This window comes from Nafulsella turpanensis ZLM-10 (assembly GCF_000346615.1).
Taxonomy (GTDB): domain Bacteria; phylum Bacteroidota; class Bacteroidia; order Cytophagales; family Cyclobacteriaceae; genus Nafulsella; species Nafulsella turpanensis.
The window spans coordinates 1-307 of record NZ_ANNU01000103.1 but is presented as its reverse complement, the minus strand read 5'-3'; the positions used below and the strand labels follow the sequence as shown (position 1 = coordinate 307).

Below are 307 nucleotides of genomic sequence, written 5' to 3'. Positions count from 1 at the left end.
CCCTTGCATCTAAAGATGTGAGGGTTTTTTTATGCCCTTCTCAATTGGATAGGCATTGCCTGTGCTTCTGGATTACCAAATTGGCAGAAGGCAAGGAAAGAAAACAGCAAGGGCTAAAGGTGATGCCCAAGCCCCTGGTCCACCTTCAATTTTTTAAGTTCAAAAGAAGCAAAACATTAAAATCCGGTTCCTAAATTTTCAGGGCCTTTTGATCCATAAAAGGAATCCCAATCCACAAAGAAAAGTCTTACTTAACCTGAACTCGGGAATTAAGCGGCCAACCTAGCGGGGTTAAATCTAGTCTGCT

At 42.3% G+C, this 307-nt stretch carries 1 protein-coding gene; it reads left to right on the top strand.

From position 1 onward, the window contains the following. A partial coding sequence (locus tag F752_RS26780; RefSeq protein ID WP_236614068.1) for a hypothetical protein occupies positions 1–194 on the top strand: 194 nt, incomplete at its 5' end. Positions 195–307 lie beyond the last annotated feature (113 nt).